This window comes from Aporhodopirellula aestuarii, from assembly GCF_023701485.1.
Lineage (GTDB): Bacteria > Planctomycetota > Planctomycetia > Pirellulales > Pirellulaceae > Rhodopirellula > Rhodopirellula aestuarii.
Genome location: NZ_JAMQBK010000060.1, coordinates 414,233 through 432,381, shown reverse-complemented (window position 1 = coordinate 432,381; position 18,149 = coordinate 414,233). Strand labels below are relative to the sequence as shown.

At 56.7% G+C, this 18,149-nt stretch carries 12 protein-coding genes and 1 tRNA gene; 4 read left to right on the top strand and 9 right to left on the bottom strand.

Annotated elements, in window-relative coordinates; translation table 11 throughout:
* The first annotated feature begins 109 nt into the window (after positions 1–109).
* Genes NB063_RS22200 through NB063_RS22190 form a run of 3 tightly spaced genes read left to right on the top strand, consistent with a single transcriptional unit; the run spans position 110 to position 3,456 of the window.
* Positions 110–2,164 (top strand): RecQ family ATP-dependent DNA helicase, encoded by a 2,055-nt coding sequence (locus NB063_RS22200; RefSeq protein WP_250931075.1) that lies wholly within the window; start codon positions 110–112, stop codon positions 2,162–2,164.
* A 26-nt stretch (positions 2,165–2,190) separates the two neighbouring features.
* Positions 2,191–2,823, top strand: coding sequence for an imidazole glycerol phosphate synthase subunit HisH (gene hisH / locus NB063_RS22195; RefSeq protein WP_250931073.1), 633 nt, complete (start codon positions 2,191–2,193; stop codon positions 2,821–2,823).
* A 15-nt stretch (positions 2,824–2,838) separates the two neighbouring features.
* Positions 2,839–3,456 (top strand): hypothetical protein, encoded by a 618-nt coding sequence (locus NB063_RS22190; protein ID WP_250931071.1) that lies wholly within the window; start codon positions 2,839–2,841, stop codon positions 3,454–3,456.
* A gap of 219 nt (positions 3,457–3,675) precedes the next feature.
* Here NB063_RS22190 and NB063_RS22185 read toward each other — a convergent pair whose 3' ends face one another.
* From NB063_RS22185 to NB063_RS22145, 9 genes are all read right to left on the bottom strand, one after another.
* Positions 3,676–6,060, bottom strand: coding sequence for a serine/threonine-protein kinase (locus NB063_RS22185; protein WP_250931069.1), 2,385 nt, complete (start codon positions 6,058–6,060; stop codon positions 3,676–3,678).
* Complete coding sequence (locus tag NB063_RS22180; RefSeq protein ID WP_250931068.1) at positions 6,057–6,731, bottom strand: sigma-70 family RNA polymerase sigma factor; 675 nt, start codon at positions 6,729–6,731, stop codon at positions 6,057–6,059. The genes NB063_RS22185 and NB063_RS22180 overlap by 4 nt, the downstream gene beginning before the upstream one ends.
* Before the next feature lie 62 nt (positions 6,732–6,793).
* Positions 6,794–8,806, bottom strand: a complete 2,013-nt coding sequence (locus NB063_RS22175) for a DUF3421 domain-containing protein (RefSeq protein ID WP_250931066.1) — start codon at positions 8,804–8,806, stop codon at positions 6,794–6,796.
* A complete protein-coding gene (locus NB063_RS22170; protein WP_322975278.1) occupies positions 8,803–11,076 on the bottom strand; it encodes an ABC transporter substrate-binding protein in 2,274 nt (757 codons plus the stop codon). Before NB063_RS22170 ends, NB063_RS22175 begins: the two co-directional genes overlap by 4 nt.
* Before the next feature lie 72 nt (positions 11,077–11,148).
* Positions 11,149–14,529, bottom strand: coding sequence for an outer membrane protein assembly factor BamB family protein (locus tag NB063_RS22165; protein WP_250931063.1), 3,381 nt, complete (start codon positions 14,527–14,529; stop codon positions 11,149–11,151).
* Positions 14,530–14,645: 116 nt separating this feature from the next.
* The gene (locus tag NB063_RS22160; protein ID WP_250931062.1) at positions 14,646–15,527 is read right to left on the bottom strand and encodes a biopolymer transporter ExbD; all 882 of its coding nucleotides are present in this window, start codon (positions 15,525–15,527) and stop codon (positions 14,646–14,648) included.
* A gap of 17 nt (positions 15,528–15,544) precedes the next feature.
* On the bottom strand, positions 15,545–16,036 hold the full coding sequence (locus NB063_RS22155; RefSeq protein WP_250931061.1) for an ExbD/TolR family protein: 492 nt from the start codon (positions 16,034–16,036) through the stop codon (positions 15,545–15,547).
* Between the two features lie 95 nt (positions 16,037–16,131).
* Complete coding sequence (locus tag NB063_RS22150; protein WP_250931060.1) at positions 16,132–16,839, bottom strand: MotA/TolQ/ExbB proton channel family protein; 708 nt, start codon at positions 16,837–16,839, stop codon at positions 16,132–16,134.
* A 58-nt stretch (positions 16,840–16,897) separates the two neighbouring features.
* Positions 16,898–17,893 (bottom strand): hypothetical protein, encoded by a 996-nt coding sequence (locus NB063_RS22145; protein ID WP_250931059.1) that lies wholly within the window; start codon positions 17,891–17,893, stop codon positions 16,898–16,900.
* Positions 17,894–18,048: 155 nt separating this feature from the next.
* Between NB063_RS22145 and NB063_RS22140 the strand changes: the two genes are divergently transcribed.
* Positions 18,049–18,121 (top strand) — tRNA-Phe (locus tag NB063_RS22140).
* The last annotated feature ends 28 nt before the right edge of the window (positions 18,122–18,149 follow it).

The window sequence follows — 18,149 nt, the reverse complement described above, 5'->3', positions numbered from 1 at the left end:
CGGAACGGCGGCGGCCGTCCGGCGAGATTGCAGGGTAGACCCAATCTGGCCCGAAACCTTGCAAGGCACCTATCATGACGCCAGGATGTGTGGGTGGCGAGGGGCGGGTATGATGACCGACGTGAATATTGACGAGAACCATCGCGGATCGATGGACGAAGGCCCCCTCGACCAAGCCGAAATCGACTCGCGATGGCGGACGGCCGAAAACCTGCTCCAAACCCGCTTCGGCCACGACAATTTGCTGCCCGCCCAGCGAAAAGTGATCGACCGGATCTTCAACGGGCACAATGTTCTCGCGGTGCTTCCAACCGGACACGGCAAAAGCCTCTGTTATCAACTGCCCAGCCAGGTGCTGCCGGGGCTGACCGTGGTCGTGTCACCGCTGGTCTCGCTGATGAAAGACCAATGCGATTCGCTCGCACGCAAGGGCATCCAGGCCGTCCGGATCGACCAATCGATCTCTCACGACGAATTCCGTGACGCTTGGCAAGCGGTCCGCTGCGGCGAGGCGAAGCTGCTCTATCTCGCCCCGGAACGTTTTTTCAATGAGCGATTCCTCGCCCAACTCGGCGACCGTTCCATCTCACTGCTGGCGATCGACGAGGCCCACTGCATGAGCCAGTGGGGGCATCATTTTCGCCCCGACTATTTGCGTCTCCCCGAACTCGCTGAGCGGTATCGCATCGCCCAAACACTCGCCCTGACGGCTACCGCCACACCCGCCGTTGTACGAGACATCCGCGGTCAATTCTCGATCCAACCCAAAAACACCGTACGGCTCTCAACGCATCGCTCCAACCTGCGACTCATTTGCACTCCGACTCCGTCCGACCAACGAGATCAGACTCTCATCGAGCGGCTCGGAGGCTCGCAGACCGCCAAAACATATCGGGCGGGTTCCCGGCGGACCTCCCGGTCCAAGCGGTCACGGTGCCCCACGTTGGTGTACGTGACCCGGCGGAGCACCGCCGACCAACTCGCCGAAACGCTCCGCGACCACGGGTTCTCGCCATTGGTCTATCACGCCGGCCTCTCCGCCGCCCAACGCGAAGACGTGCAGCGTGAATTTGTCGAATCGGACGACGCGATCCTGATCGGCACGATCGCCTTCGGCATGGGCGTCGACAAAGCGAATATCCGCAGAGTGATCCACTACAACCCGTCGCAATCGATCGAAGCCTATAGCCAAGAAATTGGGCGTGGCGGCCGCGACGGAAAGCCCTGCGAATGCGAAACGCTGCTGGTCCCCGAAGACCAAACGGCACTCAGCAATCTCGCCGCCAGTGACCTGCCCAGCGACGCGGCCCTCAACAGCCTGATCGAACGACTTATCGGGCAACCCGACCGGTTTTACCTCGCCTTGGGCAAACTCGGCTGGGAAGTCAACCTGTCCACCCCGGCCGTGGCCACCATCCTGATTCGCTTGCAATCGCTCGGTTACCTCCGCTGCCTGCCGATGCGATACGACACCTACCGGATCACCCCCAAATACACCAACGAGAAAATCGTCAGCGAGAGCCCACCGGATTTGCAAGCGGCCATCCGGGCCGTGCTCAGCTCCCTCGCCAAAGGACGCCGTGGATTCCGCGTCAACTTAATCGAAGCATCACGACACCACGCCATGGATCGTGAACACCTGATCGAGGCCATCGAACAAACCGCCATCGCGGGTTTCTGGAACGTCGAAAGCGCCGACTCGGTGCACGGATACGAATGGATCAAACGCATCAATCGTCCCAAGTCTGTTGTCAAATCGCTCCGGCGACACGCATTCGAACAATTCGAAAGGAACACCGAACGGGTGGGCCAATTGATGAATTTTCTCGAATGCCGGCGATGCCTCGCCATCGATTTGGCCGAACATTTTGGTCACCGGCGCTCTCGAAGTTGTGGTCGATGTACCGTTTGTTTAGGCCAGGGGCCGTTTTCGAATCAAATCGGCCCAATCGAGTCCATTGGACGCTCCGCATTGGGGGTATTGGAAACAGTGTCGCGGCAGCATCCTGACCTCTTTTCAGATCCGGTCGACCAAGCCAAATTCCTGTGCGGACTGAGCACTCCCTATTTTCGACGATTTCGACTTTTTAGAGATCCCGGTTATGGTGTCTGCGAAGACGTTCCGTTCCAAAGAGTGCTCGCGACGCTAGCGAAGCACACCTGATATTTCCGAGAACTTGAGATTCATAGATGATCACCATTGTCGACTACCAAATGGGCAATTTGCGGAGCGTTCAAAAGGCGGTTGAGCGAGCCGGTGTGGAAGCCGTTATCACGAGCGACGCCACTGAAATCGCCTCTGCGGAGCGACTGATTCTTCCCGGAGTCGGCGCCTTCGGCGATGCGATTGCGGAAATTCGCAACCGAGATCTCGAATCGCCGATCAAGGATTATCTTGCCGCCGACCGTCCGTTTCTCGGTATCTGCTTGGGGCTGCAATTGCTCTTCGAGCAAGGGTTCGAACACGGCGTGCACGAAGGGCTGGGCGTGATCGCCGGTGACGTGGCAAAGTTCTCGTTACCGCTGCAATACAAAGTGCCACACATGGGTTGGAACACCGTTGACATCGGCCCCGCTGGCCAAGACCTCGGGATCACTCCACAAACGCACTTCTATTTCGTGCACTCGTTTTTCGTGCGTCCGACCGATCCAAACGTGGTGGCGTTGACGTGTGATTATGGCGGCCAATTCTGTGCGGCGATCCGACGTGGCAATTTGTTCGCGACCCAATTCCACCCAGAAAAAAGCCAAAAAGCTGGGCTGGAACTCGTCGAACGGTTCGCCCACGGGACGCTGATCCCCAACACCCTTTCCAACTCATAAACGATCAACCTGCTTGTGAATTCTCAAACCGATTCGGTAAACCGTTCCGCAACATCGATTCCTGTCCCCCATCGGCTCGGTTCAGAGGATGCAGGCTTAACTGTTGACTTCACGTGGCAGGGTGATCGCTACTCACACGTCATCGGCTGTTTCGACAACCCGCGTTGGTCCAGCTTCGAAGGTACCGCTGAGGAAGATTGGCCAGCGTCAGCGGCCATCCAACAACTGTCCACCGAAGTCATCGATGGACGAACGACGATTCTCGGTGTGGGATGCTGCGGCACAACCCACTTCAGCGTGAGCGTGCAACTCGAAGAGAGCGATGACCTGTCACCATCGATTCGATTCGATTGGGCGGCCCGCCTCTCCAAACCACTTTCGCCGTGCGAAGTCAAAAACGCCGACAACGAGGAAGCATCCGCGTGGCTGGGCAGCACCTACCGCGACGAGACCGGCAACGCCTCAACCGATAACTCTGCAAGCGGAGTGGAAGTCGAAACGATCAACGAAACTACGGTCGATCACTCACTTGGCTCGCCAAACGCGACCATCTCGATACATCCGCCGCAAATGGCCCAAATGCGAACGGTCCAGTGGTCCTATCGCGTTCGCCTGACCGCGTCGCAATCCTGATCGGTCGGCGTCCGACGCATTGAAAACATCGACAAGGCCCCTGACGAAACGCATCAGTGAGATCGCATCGTTGCCGTGTTGTCTGGGACGTCGATTGTATTACTGAAAAATTTCAAATGGTGTGGAACGGCGCGAACCGTCCGGTCCCGCGTTACCGGACGGCTCGCGCCGTTCCGCTATCAACATCACTAAAACAATCAATGTCCCTCGACAAAGTGTCTATTGCTCAATCGCGTTGAAATACTCTCGCGCCTCTGCGTGAAAGGTGACGAGCCCCTGCCATTCGGCTGCGCGGCTCGCCGGGATTAGCCCAACGAGGGTGGGCTCGCTGTAGATTGCCTCGAGCGTTGCCCGAACCAGGGCATTGGATGCATCTCGACGGCATACCAAGAATGCCGTCGTGCCTAATGTTTCGATCACGGACTCGTCCGTCGACGCACTCGCACTTCGCAGCACCGGAGTCGGGTACTCCGCTCGTTGTAGCGTCATTGGCAGCAGTGTCGGATGTTGCAACGCGATCGAGATGCTGCCGGTCAGCGGGATCAATTCCCAACGGCCTTCGGCGAGTAAATCTCGCACAAGTTCGCTGCCGGGACCGATGCAAATAATCGCCACCGAAGGGATCTCACCTTCGTGTTTGGATTCCGATGGAACCTCACTTAACGTTGGCCACTCGATCACCACTCGGGGACAGACATCTTCATCGAGATTCAACGAATCCAAAATCAGCTCTGCGGCTCGCCGCGATCCACTGCCTTCGGGGCCGACCGCAATCGAATGCCCCGCGAGGTCCGCGATCGATTTGACCGATCCATCGCTCCGGACGAGCACATGCACGGCTTCGTAAAAAAGTGGTGCAACGACGGCGAGTTGATCACCACCGATCGCGGACGCCTGCATCGGTGCTAGGTGCACCTCGCCGGCGAGCAAGCGGCTACGATTATCGATCGCTCCCTGCGTTGAAACGACGTCACAAGTCGATCCCGTAATATTGCCGATCGCATTAGCGATATGCTCGGAGGCGTCCGTGTAGAGCCCTCCGACCACTCCACCCGCCAATCGAACTTGACGTGGCATCGCGGCGATTCGGTGACGATGCCACCAACTCCCCATTAGAAACAGGATCGGCACCAAAATCATCAGCAGCAGGAGACTCGACTGGAGTCGCCGCTGGCCGATCGGTGCATCGGTCGAAGGATGGCCGGTCAGTGCCGCGACGACGGGCACCTGTCGCATCCACCGAATCACCTTTCCCAATCGCCCTTTTGAGCGTGCAGAGATCGCTCCCCCAGCCAAGTAAGAATCGAGATCGTCGGCAAGTTCGCCGGCGCTGGCATATCGCTGCTGGGGTTGTTTCTCCAAACACTTTTCGACGATCGCGTCGAGGTCCGCATCCACGTGAGGACAAACCGAACGCAACGCCGGGGCTGGATGGTGGGCGACGCGCATCAGCGTTTGCATGACCGTATCGCCGACCAACGGAGGCCGACCCGCGACGGCGGCAAAGAGAATCCCGCCGAGCGAATAGATGTCGCTTTGATGTGTCGCAGCATCGCTATTGCCAACCGCCTGTTCAGGCGCCATGTAGTGCGGCGTTCCCACGGCTTCGCCCGATCCGGTCAAACTACTGTCGGCATCGACGTGTTTCGCCAACCCAAAATCGGTCACATGAATTTGACCGCTCAGGTCAATCATCACGTTGCCAGGTTTCAGGTCGCGGTGCAGCACGCCACGACTGTGAGCATGTTCAATCGCGCGGGCGACATCTCGCACGATCTCGGCGGCGCGGCGGGGAGGAAGCGGGCCTTTCTTGAGCACCCGCTGCAGGTCTTTCCCTTCGATATACTGCATCGAAAAAAAATGATGACCGGCACGACGGCCAAACTGATGCACTGCAACGATGTTGGGGTGACGCAACCGCGCCGCCGCCCGCGCTTCGGTATAAAACCGCCGCACCTCACCTTTGCCCGCCAGCATTCCGCTACGGATCATCTTGACGGCAACCAATCGATCCAGATCACGCTGCTTGGCGAGATAAACCACACCCATGCCGCCAACGCCGAGCACCTTCAACAACGTGTAGTCTTCCATCTCGAACGGTAACGAGGGACCGTCCTGACCTCGGGGACGATTCGGAACCGGCAAGGTCGCGTGCGGGTCGAGTCCTGAAAAATCACCCGTTGTTTCGTAGGGCCCAAGTTCATCCATGGCGACCGTTTCGCCATCAGCGTTTCCTCGCCGCACGCTCACCGGCGGAATCGGATTCGCCTGAATCGGAGGCACGTTGTCGATCGATTCGAAATCGAGATAACTCCCGCTGGTCGCCTCACTTTCGCCCCCCGGTTCACCTTCTTTTCCGGCGAGCGAAGGCTTTGGCGGTTCCGGCTTTTCCTTGCGAATGTGTGTGTAGCTACCGAGCATATCGGCGGCCTCCATCAGTTCCCGCAACCGCTCAGAAAGGTCTGGGAATTGATTCAGAAATTCTTCGCGAGAACTCAGTTCACCGCTGTCACAGGCGTTGAGATACAACGCAAACGCTTCGTCGAGTTGCGAATCTTCGTCAGCGGGTTGGGGCACAACGTCATCGGTAGGACGATCGCTCATGTGGACCACCATGGGCTGCTATCGGTATCGAGCAACGTCCGCATTTTCTGCAAACCCCGTTTGAGCAATCCGGCCACGGCCGTTTCACTTTTTCCCATCCGCTCCACAATTTCCTTCAGCGGGAGCCCTTCCATGTATCGCAACCGAATCGCCTCGGCCTGCGTTTCAGGAAGTTGGTGCAACGCCTCCATCATCGCCATCACGGCTTCTTCCCGCACCGCGACGCCACTGGGGCTGGTGATTCCGCCAGGCAACTGGGCGATCCAGTTTTCGCGAGACCCTGATTCACCGTTCCCGGCCGCGGCATGAACCTCTTTTTTTGTGCTCCGTTTCTGAGTCATCACGTGGTGAGAGAGCGCCGATGCGACATTATTTTTCAGCATCCCCCGCAGCCACCCGGCAAACTCAGCCGGTGTCTCACCACGAAACGCGCCCAGATCACGCTTCGCTTCGAGAAACGTCACCTGCACGATATCGGAGGGATCGATCCGGCGGCGAAGCTGATCGGACAGATAGCGGTGGGCGAGCATCAGCAAATAACCACGATACCGCAAAAGCAAAACGCCCAGTGCTTCATTGCTGCCGCCCTTCGACGCGACGACTAATGCCGTCGTCGACGATGCATTGACGTAAGAATCCACGTCATTCGGCTCGCGAGAATCACGGTTCACTAAAAACGGCCCAACGATAGTTTTCGTGGCAATGGAATGGCTGAGTCGTTATCGCCAACGGCTCACTCCGCGTCGGCGGATGGTGCGTCTTCTTCCGCCGCTGAGGAACCACCAGGGTTCTTTTGTGCTTCGATCAATGCCTCTTCGAGATCGTTGACGATCTTCGGGTTGATATGCTTGGATAACAACTCGCGAGTCGTACTGAACATCTCATCGACCTTCCGCTGCTGGTTCGGATTGCGACCGATCGCCTTCAGGAACATCGTCTGTTTCTTGCCCATGTCATTTGCAATCCGTTCGTTCGAAGGCTCGTTGCGAAGCATCTCGAGCAATTCATCGGCTTCCTTCAGTTTCCCTTCCTTGATCCGCATCGTGATCCGCGCCTTAAAAAGTTCACGAATCGCAACCAAGTCGATAATGGCGTTTTGCACGCCCCGGATGTAGGCCTCCGCCTGCAATCGCATGTCGTCACCGGCAAGGTCAGCAACCGCCATCTCATGATGCCCCGGAACGATCGGCAATCGTGCTAACACGGCACCCCCGTTTTTGACATACAACAACCGGAGAGGCCGGTCGATTTTGCCAACCGTGAGCTTTCCGTTCCAATCCGTTCGTCCGACAAACGTCATGCTCGTGCTATCAAGTTCTTTGTCGTAGATCTCGTAACCGATGAGAGGTTCGTTCGGTTCCCCCTTGGCATGCAAACGCAGCGTCGTGTCTTCCAATTGCGGACGAATCACAATCCCCATGCGGTGCGTCCGATTGTTCTTGCGGCCTTGCAATCCGCCCATCCGTCCGGCATAGAAATCCATCTTGACGGTGCGTTCGGTTTTCTCGGTCACGTACAGGTACGCCCAGTCGAGTGGTCCGATCGTAATCGGGTTACCGTTACGGTCATCCTTTCGAACTAACGGTTCGAGCACATCACCCACGCGAACATGAGCCGGAGAATCTTTATCGATCGCCAACCCGGACGCACGCACCAACCCGGTCGCGTCCTTCTGACCGGCGTTGTCGATTCGCACCACCGGGGAAAATGCATCGCGTACCGCGGCCCCGACCGACATCGCAATTTCGCCGCGAGAGATCAACTTGCGTTCGATCACGTCACCGAAATGACGCATCAACGTGTCCAATTCGATGACCTGCACGCCAACGGGAGAAGACACGGTTTGAAGTCGAACGACATAAATCTTGTCGAACTGCTCGATCGCCTGAACCACCTGACCATCGAGTGGCGGCACAATCAATTTCGCTTTGGGATCGGTCAGCGTGTCGGCCATCCCTCGTGAAACAAGAATCGCCTCCGTCGACTCATCTTGCCACATTTCTTGCAGCGCAACGGCATCACCATCGATCGCCCGCAGCTTATCTTTCCAAGCGAACTTGGCCGGCGTCGTTTTCGAATCCGGGTTTTGTTCAATGCGTTTGAGGATGTCTTGGATCCGACTCTGCGTTCCTGGGATCTCCTTTAGGAAACGCCCGGCATCGGATGCGTAGTGAATCCGCAACGAATCCTTATGCCCATGCTTCAACGCAATAACGGGATCCGACGCTGCGATCGAAGCGAACGTGATCGTACTCAGGTCTCGCCGTGCGATCGATGCCACCGCGGGCGGTGCATCGGCAACAATGGTTCGCCAAACGGAATAAAAATCGCGATCGAGGAATTTGAGCAGGTCATCACGCATCAAGTCTGCATTGATACGAGGACTGTCCGACGCAACCCAAATCAGCACACGGTAGGGCGAAAAATCAAAGGGTGGCGGCTCTTCGGGACGCTCATCGATCTCAGCTAAGAGATCAGTTGCGGGAGAGTCGTCAGTGGTTGACGCAGCATTTTCCGACGCCTCTGGCGGATCGAGAATTGCTTCGTCCTCAGCGGCGCCGGGAGTGGTCGCTCCCTCATCCGGTGTTTCCACATCGACGGCATCCGCGGCAGGGCTGAGCGCCACACTTGGCGATACCCACGCCAGACCGATCGCCAAAATCAAGACGGCCAAGCTACCTCCGCCGGCCGAAACGAATTTCAATCGTAGCCCGCCGACACGTCGAGAGTGATTATCAAACGTCACTGGCTGAGCCTCCATTTTTCGGCGTTCTGATACAAGGAGACGATCTCCGATCCGACCCCCAGAAGATTGCGGTTATAAGCATAGGAATCGACTAATTGCCAAAGCGGGATGACCGGCAATTCGTGATGTGAGATGAAGTGCAGGTCGAGCAACCGGTCACGCGCGTCTTTCCAGTTTTTCGACTCTTCTAACCGTCGCAGCCCCAAGCCGACCAGCTGGTCGGTGCTGCCCGCCATCCCTTCGGGACCGAGCACACGTCGTGCATCGATGATGGGCTCCCATACCGCCGCGGCGACGTAGGCGAGATCCGCGGTTCCCGGTTTCGGAAACGCTTCCCCAACCGGTAACTCCACCAACTCAACCTTGAGTTCCAACAACTCCCACTGACTCTTGATCGCCTCGCAAGCACTCCGCGATAGATTCTCAGGCGGAAACGCCAATCGGATCGGTTTCAACTCAGGCGGTTTCTCTTTTTTCCGATTCGCGGTGGCTTCGAGTTGATTCGCGTTCATCGTCATCAACAACTTCGCCAGACGTGGCTCATAGCGACGCGGTGCGATCGTTTTATCGTACGCGTATCCGAGCGGATCGTTATTTTCGATCCCGGCGGGGAACGGTCCCGATAACACCTGGCACCCGGGCACTTCAAGACTTTCTAGCAACTCACCGGCCAGAATATCTTCGCGGTTGGTTCCGTACACCAAGGCCCGACGAAACGTGCGTTCGGCGAGGAACGCGTGATCGCTGCATGGGACAAGCATGTGCACACTCGGCAACGGATATCGAGCCACGCGAATCTTGCGATTGCTCTCCAAACGGACCGCATCGGCGGGGAACAATTGATCGAGAACATCGACTTCCCCCTTGAGTAATTTGGCGACACCTTCGGAAGCGCTCTCGGTGCGAATCTCGACAATTTCACGAGGCTGTGATGCCGTTCGCTGCTCACCGACGAGTGTGTAACGGATCAAGTCACCCTCGACGACGTCGCGGCGATAGTCTCCCGTCGGCTCGCCTTCTTTACCCCCAAACCAACTGCCATCAACGGTCATCTGGAGCAATGCCGAGGGCAGCACGTTAGGACGCCTTAAAATGCAGTCAATCTGTTTCGGACCATCAAGACCAACCGCCTTGAGCGCAGCCGCCCAAGGGGAGAAATACACATCCGATTGAGGTGAGACCCGCGCCGCCAATCGATCCGCGATGAAGAATCCATCAACACCATTGAGCGGCGGTTCTAGCTTCTCTGGCATCAACAGCATGGAGAACTTCATCCGATCGGGACTCAGTTCCGTTTCACCGAACAGGAACTCGTACTCACCGCCTTCTGGACCGGCACCTTTCATCTCAAAGAGCACACGATACATCAGACGTCCGGCGCGTCGGGCTGCCCAGTTATCGAGTCGTGTCGGATCGAGATCTTTGGCGGTCTGCAAAACACCGACGTTGACCAACGGGTAGATCTCATCAATCTTGCGAACGAGCTCTTTTCCGTTGGGAATGGTCGGTTTGAGATAAATACTCTCACGTGACAATCGTCTCGCTTCACGAAAGTTTTCCGCCTTCAAGGCCGCGATCGCGCCGGCCTGTCGCTCTTCTGCCATCTTGAGAAAGATCTGATTCCATTTCTTGATCGATGTGAGCGATTTGCCGAGATAATCCTTCTCCAGGCGAGCCAACAATTTCTGAGCCAACTCGAGCTTATTCTCTTCCATCAGCTTTTTCATCAGCCCATCGGTCATCATGCTGATTGCGGCAAGCACCGCTTGCGTTTTGTACTCCGGTGCATAGCGATGCAACTCTTCGAGCATCGCCAACGCCGGGCCGATCTCACCTTTGTTGTAACGGCTTCCCGCGTCACGCATCAAGAATTCCGAACGCAGGGTCCGTAGATTCGGGCGGCTGGGATAGTCCCGGATCAACACCGCCAGAAACGGATAAGCCCCGGTGAAGTCGCCATTTTTGATTCGGTCGGCGGTTTCACGTTCAAGCCGTTTTTCCCAAAAATCGATCATCTCGACATCGTCCCATTTGGCGACGAAGTCTTTTGTCTCGATCCCGATGACACGAAACTTCAACTGCCCCTTCGGACTCGACGGCATCGAGCGACCGGGAAGATCGAGCAAGCGTGTCTTAACCCAACCGCCACCGGCGGACTCTTTGAACAGAATGATGTCGTGCGGGTCTTCTTGCAGCAGTTCCAGACCAGGATCTTCGGGGCGGCCTTTTTCAGCGTAATTGATGATCTCTGCATGAGCGGTCGAGCCCATCAACGCAAACGAGCACGAAAACACCAAGGCCAAACACGGTATCGCTTTTTTAAATAACATTCGCATGGTCGATCAGTTCTCACCTGGGATATTGGTGATGTAGACCACGCCCTCGGCACCAGGCACGAGCAAACGACTGCCGACGGGAAGCGGGCTCGCCGACAACGGCTGGCCCAGTTCGGTCGTTCCGAGCACGTTGCCGCTGGCAGGATCGATCGCGACGAGCCAACCATCCTTGCCGGTCAAAATCCAACGTCCTTGAATCGACACGACCTTGTCGACCGGCAAACCTTTCGTCGGCATCGGCGTCTGGAAGACTTGACCGCCATCTGAATCGTAAGCTCGCAGAACGGAATCGTTGGTGATCAACAACGCCAGTTCATCACCGCTGTCGGTCTTACCCAATACCGGTCCCCATTCGATCCTGCCATCCAAAAGCAGCTTGAATTTCTCATCCAACGTTTCTTCGTCGTGACCGACCAGGAAGTCAGCCGCAGGTCCGTTGACCCCACCGATAAAGGCGCCGCCGACACCAATCGTCTCGCCCAAGAACGGAGCCGCCAAATCGACGCTCGACAGTTCACGGATCTGATCACCGACTCGGAGCCGATAAAGTTTCTTGCGGCTGTCCGCGATCAACACCTGATCGGGATCACTGCTGAATCGAACCGGCGTCGTCCAGCTCACCTTCGCCGTCGGATCACTGGCGGGTTGGAACGGAGCACCTTTAGGGGCACCGGTCTCCCAATTCATCAACACGACACGTCCGGAATCCAACGGCAAGAACAATCCACCTCCGCTGAAAATCCCCACGCCGGTCGGTTTGGGACCGGTCAATGGAAAGGTGATCTTACGGAGCTTTTCCTTCCGGCGGGTCGGGTCATAGATCATCGCCTCACCAGCCTGCGACCGATTGAGCAGGATCCGGCGAATTTCATCCACCGCGATCGGATCGGTAAAATTCATCGAGATCGAGTTCGCACCAGGGTTTTCGATCGGTCCCTGAGTCGATCCGCTCGCGAGCGATTCACGGTCGAGTTCGAACAACGCCCCTTGGCTGGTCACGGCATGGAACCCGGCTGCGTTTTTCTCCAACATCGAAATCGGAGTACCAACGTCGGTCCGCCAAAGCTCTTGCCCCGTCTTCGGTTCTGCGCCGGTCACGCGAATGGCAGAGGTACCACGCAGACGACGGGCGTGAATGAGGGCGTCTTCCAAAGCCAGCGGCTGCCCGATGAAAGTGTCACCCTCTTCCTTGCCCCAATCGTAAACGACACGTCCGGTATTGATCTGTAATTCGTATCGACCGACACGTGTTCCGGTAATCCACATTTGACTGCGGCCGACCGCCATGTGGGTCAACGTCGGTGTGTCATAAGATGCGACTTGTTGGGCAATCAAAGAGACCTGTTGGTTTTCCGCGGTCGGCTCGATGTCATACACCGCGACTTGTCCTCGATCGGTCAACACGATCATGCGTCGCTGCTGGATCACAGGGGGCACCATGACATTGCCCGTCAAACGGAACGGCTGCTGGGCCACTTTCAAACTGCCGCCCTTCTCGTCCATCCGCAACACGTGCACGTTCGCGTAATCCGCCCCAGCGTTTTCGATCACGAACAGGTGACCAAGCAGCGAAACCGGCGCGACCGCGATCGTCCCCTCTTCATGACCAATGTAAAAACTCTCGATACTGTTGCCCGTACGTGAATCGAGCACGTAGAGGTTGCTGTGATCTCCGGGTAAATAAACCCGTCTCAAATCATCGTCGATACCCGCTGCGGTACTGATCGACTGCGGCAACTGCGTTGCCCAGTTCGTGTCACCGGTTTCCGTATCGAGTGAGATCAGTCGGCCTGAATAAGCCGAGATCAAGATCGAATTTTTCCCTGCGACGGGTTCGAAAAACTCCTCGCCGATATTCGATCGCCACAGCAACTCGCCATCGCGACCACGACAATGGCGAACTTCGTTGGTGGTCAAGTCACTGAGCAACACCGAGGCGCCGCCATCGAGCCGGATCGGCGTATGGTCTTCACCGTAACCGGTGAATTTTCGCCACAGCAGACGTCCATCGTACGCCGAGAACGCGAGCACACTGCCCCCGGCACGGAGATAGTAAATGTCGTCTTCCAGTCCGGTGACAGGAGTCCCTTCTCGCGTCGTCAACACGATCGACTTTAACGTCCCTTCTTCGATCGGTTCCGTGATCGGTTCTGGTTTGTTTTTGGACAGCGAGACAAGTGATTGTTGGATTCCACTCGCCTCTTTGATCAAGACCGTCAATCGTGGGTCGACGGCGAGTTCAGGGAAATCTCGCAGAAGCGATTTGCGGAGATCGTAGGCTTTCTTGGTATCCTTCGCCGCCAACGCCTCCTTCATCCCCGCTTCGGTTTCATCCAAACGGATGTTTCGATCGATATCGCGTTTGACTCGATTGCGAGCTTCGGTGACTTCGAGCAATCGACCCTCGAGAGTCGTCTTCATCGACGACGTCACGTAGTTCGGGTTTTCGATCAGCTTCCATTGTTCGTCGAGTCGCGCGAGCAATCGTTGTTTCTCCGTCGTCTCGGTCGCTTTGCCCGCTTCCTTGGCGATATTCTCGGCAATTTCAACGAGCAGGGCCGCGAGGTTACCGCGTTCGCCGTTCATCGCTTCTTCGTCAATGATACGAGGCAGGACTTCTTCGGCTTTTTCCAAACCTTTGGTGGGGTCCGTCATATCGGCGCTACGATAAATCTCGCACATCGCGATCTTCACCCGCGCCTCCGACGAATACTGACTGTCCTGACCGAACTGAGCCAGGAAACCGATGTAAGCGTCTTGAGCAGGCTGGTAGCTCTGTGCGTCGTACTGCTTGTTTGCCGCCTCGATCACCTCGTCAATGTTTGCCTTGTTCAGGATCAGGTAAAACCCGGAACCGGCGATAATCAGGAACCCGATGATGCCGAGGTAACCATAGATTTTGAACGAATCCCAAACCGACTTATGCTCGGGCGGTTTGACTCGGCCGGGCGGCTTTTTGCGTTGCGGGCGCTGGCCGTTGGAGCCACCACCGGAAGCCACCGCTTCGACAGGAACGGCCTCAACCGCAACGGCTTCGACGGGAACCGCTTCGACGGGAACCGCGTCAACCTCAACAGGCTCAGCATCCACCATGACCGGTTCGGCATCGAATACCTCATCGACAAAGGCACCGTCATCGGGCAACGCGGTCAAATCCTCTTCCGCCTCGACGACCTCAACGGCTTCGTCGTCGTTACTGCGGAGTTCACCGATTAATTTGGTGGCCTGGAAACGCGTCAATTGACCGTTGTCGACCAACAATTTGGCGACAGCTTCTGGGGTAACGCGAGCACCACCTTCGGTCAATTGTTCACGCAGGGCTTCGATAATCTCTTGATCGAGCAGACCGCGACGTTCGAGGCGATCAATCAGTTCGTTTGCAAGCATGGAGAGAGCTATTCGCGATTAGCTGCTAGCGATACCGCCGAGCAACCGGAGAGGAGTAGTTGTGTGTGAAGAGGAAAAGAGTTTGATGCGATCCGTCTGTCGCGTGCCGCCGACGATCAATCGAAACCATCGACTTCGGCGACTTGGATCTCGCTAAAACCCGCGATCGTTCCCGCATCCATGGCATCGACGAGCATCTGCAACTTAGCGTTTTCATGGACCTTGATGTCCAATCGCATGCCATCCTTGTTCGCGCCGATGGCTTCTTTTAGCGCGTTGATCAAATTGTGTTTGCCGGGAGTCTCTTTTTCCCACTCGGGCGCGAGCACCAAGAAGCCGCCGTTCTCCTCGATCTCGAGTTCGATCGGGTCGAGTTCCTCGGTCGGCTCTTCGACGTTGGACATACTCGGCAAATCCGAATTTTGCCTCGGCATTTTGATGGACTTCTGCAAACTGAAACTCGCCGTGACCATAAAGAAGATCAACAACAGGAACGTCACGTCGACCATCGGCGTCATGTCGAGTTCACCTTCGTCGCGTTTCTTGCGCGGCGGCATGCCATCGTCGTCATCTTCGAGCAGAGCCGAAGGAGGTGTCTCAGCGTGATGCGTCGATGGGCGTGGATATCCTGTGGCAATCGCGTCGGCGATCTTGGCCTGGTCGAGCGTCGCGGCACCGCCGCCCCCACTCGCTGCCGCTTGAGCACGACCACCCGTCACGACGCCCGTCTCGGGAACGCGTACGGCTTCGACCTCAAACACCCGTTCTTCGCCCGCACGGACCGGCTCCGCAGCGTCGACTTCGATCGCGTCAACCTCGACAGCATCGATCTCTTCCCCCTCCTCGACCTCCGCATGATCGCGGCTCGACGGCGGCGACACCAACGCGGGGATCGTCAATGCTTTTTCGCATCCGGGGCAACGAATGGTACGTCCGGCCAACCTTTCGTTGACGCGGCGACGCATACCACATGATTCGCATTGCACGTTGATTGACATGTTACTGATCCCTCATCCTATTTTTCTTTCACAGCGATGTAGGTAAATTCCATGTCCGTGAACTCGTCACCAATAATCTTCTGCACCCGCGTGACTTCAGAGACTTTGACGTCTCCATCACCGAGCAACATCACTTGATCTTTGTTTTTGCTGATCGATTTCTCGAGTTCGTTGGTGACGTACTCGACAATCTCATTGGCTTGAGCCTCTTCGTCTTTGCTGAATTCGCTCTGATCGCGTCGTTTCAAAATCGCGGGTGAATCGCCGCCACCGGGCTCGATGAAGATGACCGCGGAATCCTTCGCCGAGATCGCCAACCCGTTGTCGGCATCGGGAATATTCCCGGTCTGAGTGGGGTCCATTTTCGATGCCACGACGAAGAAGATCAGCAACAGGAACGTGATGTCGATCATCGGCGTGATATCCATTTCCTCTTCTTCGCGCTTGGCGCGAGGCGGAACGGCATCGAGGTCGTCTTCATCTTCTGGTTCGATCAAATCAGCGTGCATGTTTGTTCACTCTTGTTCGTTTTCTTCTTGTCACGGGCAAAGGTGCTGCGATGTCTCATCCATGGACGGGGATGGGGTCGCAACGCAATCCGCTTCTAGACCGTTTCCGCGTAGGCCGGTTCCGCCTCCGCTTGGGCAGCGGATGCCGGACGGGCCGCTTCGACGGCGAGCCCCGCTTTGAACGCCTCGAAGAATCGAGTCAGCCCCGAACCAACCAAATCCTCCATCTTTGCGATCCGAATATTCACCGTCGCGATCAGAATCATCAACGGAATCGCGATCGCCAGACCGCTGGCCGTCGTCACGAGTGCCACCTGAATGTCACCGGCGAGCAACGAAGGCTCGACGCTTTCCGCGGTCGCGAGCGTCTTAAACGCCCCCATCATCCCGAACACCGTCCCGAACAGACCGATCATCGGCGCACTTTTAATCACCGTACTGACCCAACTGAGCCGGTATTCCAAATCGCTCATCACGTCGCGCTGGAACCGGTCCATCATGATCTGGCGTGCCCGGCGAAAACCTTCGGCGCGATTATCGATCGCCATGTGCATCATCTGCGGGATTGCGCGGGTATCGCCTTGGCAATATTCCTCGACCCCTTCGAAATCCCCCTCTTTGAGCATTTGCTCACAATCGTCCATGAACGTGTCCTGTTCCTCTTCGGTCTTAAATCGCTTCTGAGCCACGCGCGTCCACACGATCACGATTTGGTAGAGGCCCCACAGGGCGACAATCGCCAAAGCCCCGTAGGTGGAGTTGGAAATCAGCGTATACAGGTCGGCCGCAGCAAGAAAAAACAAGGTCGGTTCCTATGGGGTTGAAAGGGGATGCAGATAAGTGGGCAGCAGCGATGTAGCTTTATCGTTTGTTGCGATAACGTTGTTCGGTGACTTCAAAGACGTAACCGCTGCCTTCGGGCTTGCTAAAGAACACGGTTTTGGCGATTTCGGTGACGCTCTTGTGTCCCTTGCTCGCTGCATACTCTAGTTCGATATGTGCCAACTGGTTTTCAAGATCCGGGGGAATAAACTTCAAGATGTTCCGGCCACCTCCGGTATTCACCCCTGCTTGGTTGAGCAATTGGATATCAAAGTCCTTTAAGGGGCTTTGAGTTGCCCACATGAAGTACAAACGTTTTTCGCTTGCACTGTCATCGCTGTGGCGGGACTTTGGCCGTGTCGACAAGTTTGTCGCGTAGTCCACACCCTGGACACCCCCGCCCACTGTTCCGAGCTCGATTCCATAAAAATCCAGCTGCTGCGAGTACGGTTTGATGCCTTTTGCGGAGAAGTTCAACTGCCAACGCTCGAATCGTGGCACGATGTCTTCACCTTCCCCCTCGGGACCTGGTGGACGACTGTCCCCTTTGCCCGAACCCGATGTGCTGGCGGTGGCGTTGGTGTTCATCGTGTCGAGCGAGGCCGCGACGCTACTGACTGCGTCGGTGACCGCCTCAATGGTGTCCTGCAGGGTCGGCTCCATCAGTTCCTCGACCTCTTCGGCCCCCGGCGGCTCGAAGTCCCGCTCGAAACCTTCCGCGTTATCCGCCCGGCCGGCCGCGTTTTCGATGATCGGCTCGATCGGTTTGACACGGACCGGCATCCGCATCGTCAACCAGACCACGAACAACATGAAAACGAAGGTGCCCAGGAACAGGATCGTCGCCATAAAAAAGGATGAAACGGCGTCGAATTTGCTGGTACGCAGCTTCTCGCGTTCCTCGAGCCGCTTGGCCTGGATCGGAGTCAGCTCTGGATGAGATTTTGCGTTCGCACCGTGATTTTCAGCCTCCGTATGCACCTCGGCTTCGAGAACCGCAGATTGGCTTGAATCAGGATCAGGGGATGCAGCCATACCCATAAAATTTCGATTTTTAGAAAAGAGTTTTCGTCGGGGCCGATTGACGCGAACCCATATGATAGCGTAGTTTTCTCATCTGTTGAACAAAAAAGCCACGCGGGCACCGGGTTCCCACCCTACTGTATGTCTAAGGGGCGTTTGATTGTTCAGGTTAGGTAGCTCAGTTGGTAGAGCACGGCCCTGAAAAGGCCGGTGTCCGCGGTTCGAGCCCGCGCCTAACCACTTTCTGGCTGGCGAGCCATGCCCGAAG